Source organism: Nocardia sp. NPDC058497 (assembly GCF_042720195.1).
Lineage (GTDB): Bacteria > Actinomycetota > Actinomycetes > Mycobacteriales > Mycobacteriaceae > Nocardia.
The window spans coordinates 1-2,714 of the sequence record NZ_JBHXMY010000709.1; the positions used below are offsets into that span (position 1 = coordinate 1).

Annotated in this window: 3 protein-coding genes; all 3 read left to right on the plus strand. The window is 66.7% G+C overall.

The annotated features are described in order from the left end of the window. Positions 1–803, plus strand: an 803-nt coding sequence (locus tag ACFWPJ_RS29820) for a flavin-containing monooxygenase (RefSeq protein ID WP_378856396.1), incomplete at its 5' end; no start/stop codon positions are given. Further along, the gene (locus tag ACFWPJ_RS29825; RefSeq protein WP_378856398.1) at positions 800–2,464 is read left to right on the plus strand and encodes a GMC oxidoreductase; all 1,665 of its coding nucleotides are present in this window, start codon (positions 800–802) and stop codon (positions 2,462–2,464) included. The genes ACFWPJ_RS29820 and ACFWPJ_RS29825, both read left to right, overlap by 4 nt. Positions 2,465–2,484: 20 nt before the next feature. Next, on the plus strand, positions 2,485–2,714 hold a 230-nt coding region (locus ACFWPJ_RS29830; protein WP_378856400.1), incomplete at its 3' end, for a GXWXG domain-containing protein.

The following is a 2,714-nucleotide window of genomic DNA, read 5'->3' on the forward strand; positions in this document are numbered from 1 at the left end:
ATCATCGGGTGGTCGAGAAACTGCCGGTGACCGCGCTCGCCGAACGCGGCACCTGGTACGGGGTGACCGAGGGCCTCAGCTTCGCCTGGGTGTATTCCAAATCTCTTGCTGCCGTGGTCAAGTCGATGTCCAAGCAGCACATGCGCAGACAAACCAAGGCCAAGCCCGGCCTGTTCGAGCAGGTGTGGCCCGACTATCCGATCGGCTGCAAGCGAATCCTGTTCTCCGACGACTACCTCCCCGCACTGGCCGCGCCGAATGTGGAGGTCACCGGCGAGAAGATCACCGGGATCACCCCCGCGGGGGTGCGCACCGCCGACGGGCGTGAACACGAGGTCGATGTCATCATCTGGGGCACCGGGTTCAAGACGACCGAGTTCCTGGCGCCTATGACGATCACCGGCGCGGAAGGGCACCCGCTCGAACAGGAGTGGAAGACCGGAGCGCACGCCTATTACGGCATGACGGTGCCGCGGTTCCCGAACCTGTTCATCATGTACGGGCCCAACACCAATACCGGTGGCGGCTCGATCATCTACTTCCTCGAGGCGCAAGCCGAATACCTGGGCGACTACGTCGCCCATCTCGCCGCGACCGGGAAACCGCTGACGGTGCGCCCGGAGGTGGAACAGGCCTACGACGCACAGATCCAGGCGCACCTGACCAACAGTGTGTGGAGCCAGTGCACGTCCTGGTACCGGCAGGCCGACGGCCGGATCACCACCAACTGGCCACTGCTCGGATTCCAATACAAGAAGCAGGCGCGGTTCGACCCCGCCGACTACGAGGTGATCTCTGCATGACTGCGTACGACTACGACGTGATCGTCGTCGGTTCCGGATTCGGTGGCAGCGTGACCGCGCTGCGCCTGACCGAAAAGGGCTACCGGGTGGGCGTTCTCGAATCCGGCAGGCGCTGGAACGCCGAGGACTACCCGAAGACCAACTGGAACATTCCCAAGGCCATCTGGGCGCCGCGCCTGGGGCTGACCGGACCGCAGCGGATCAGCGTGCTCGGCAAGTGCCTGGTGTTCAGCGGTTCCGGTGTCGGTGGTGGTTCGCTGATCTACGGCAACACCCTCTACGAGCCGCTGCCCGAGTTCTATCGCGACCGCGCGTGGGCGCACATCACCGACTGGAAGACCGAGCTGGCGCCCTACTACGACCAGGCCAAGCGGATGCTCGGCGTCGTGGAGAACCCGCGGCTCGGCCCGAAAGACGAAGTGCTGCTGGATATCGCGCGTGGGCTGAACGTCGCCGACACCTTCCACCGCACCCAGGTCGGGGTCTTCTTCAACGAGGGCAACGAGGGCACCGAGGTCGACGACCCCTACTTCGGTGGCGCCGGACCGCGCCGCGCCGGCTGCATCCACTGCTCGGATTGTTTCACCGGCTGCAAGCACAATGCGAAGAACACGACCACGGTCAACTACCTGCATCTCGCGGAAAGCCGTGGCGCGCAGGTACATCCGCTGACCACGGTCACCTCGGTGGCGCCCGACAGCGCCGGCGGGTACCGGGTCGAGACCGTCGCCTCCAACGGCTGGTTGCGTAAGGAGCGGCGCACGTTCACCGCGCAGCAGGTGGTGTTCGCCGCGGCCGCGCTCGGCACCCAGAAGCTGCTGCACAAGCTGCGCGCCGACGGCACCCTGCCGCAGCTGTCGCCGCGCGTCGGCGAGCTGACCCGCAGCAATTCCGAGGCGATCATCGGTGTCACCAGCAAGTCGCGCAAGGACTTCGCCCAGGGCGTGGCGATCACCTCCTCCATCCACCCCGAACCGCAGACCCATGTGGAGGTGTGTACCTACGGGTCGGGACAGAACGCGCTGTTCCTGCAGACGGTGCCGATGGTCGACGGCGGGGCGTTCCGGTTCCTGCGGCTGCTGCTGACGATCCTGCTGCATCCGATCCAGTTCCTGCGCTCGCAGAACGCGCACGGCGCCTCGGACCGGTCGGTGATCCTGCTCGTCATGCAGTCGCTGGACAACTCGCTCACCTCGTATCTGAAGGGGCGCAGGCTGGTCACCAAACAGGGCAGTGGTGAACCGAATCCGGCGTGGATCCCGTTGGCGCACGACATCGCCCGCAAATACGCGTCCGAGATCGACGGCATCAGCGGCAATGTCGCCACCGACATCTTCAACATTCCCGCGACCGCCCACTACATCGGCGGCTGCACGATCGGTGACTCCCGCGAGACCGGGGTGATCGATCCCTATCAGCGGATCTACGGCTACCCGGGTTTGCACGTCGCCGACGGCAGCGCCATCACCGCGAACCTCGGTGTGAACCCGTCGCTCACCATCACCGCGCAGGCCGAACGGGCGATGGCGTTCTGGCCCAACAAGGGCGAGGCGGATCCGCGACCCGACCTGGGCGCTCCCTACCGGCGGATCAGCCCGGTCGCCCCTGCCCAGCCCGCGGTGCCCGCGTCGGCGCCCGGCGCGCTGCGCCTGCCCGCCTGACGTGTCCGAAAGAGGAATCCATGACCGCCATCGCTCAACTCACCCTCCTCGAACCGGCCTGCGGCCGGGACGCGGCGCTGGCCTTGTTCGACAGCCTCCCGCCCGTGCAGGCGACCGAGCTCACCGGCCGCTGGCACGGGCGCGAACTGGCCACCGGCCACCCGCTCGACGGGCTGCTGGCGGCGTCGGGCTGGTACGGCAAACAGTTCGACGGCCTCGACAGCGTCCATCCGCTACTGTTCCGTGACCC

Excerpts from the sequence above, each read along its gene's own strand:
- ACFWPJ_RS29825 (WP_378856398.1), top strand. The coding sequence starts at position 800 with ATGACTGCGTACGACTACGACGTGATCGTCGTCGGTTCCGGATTCGGT.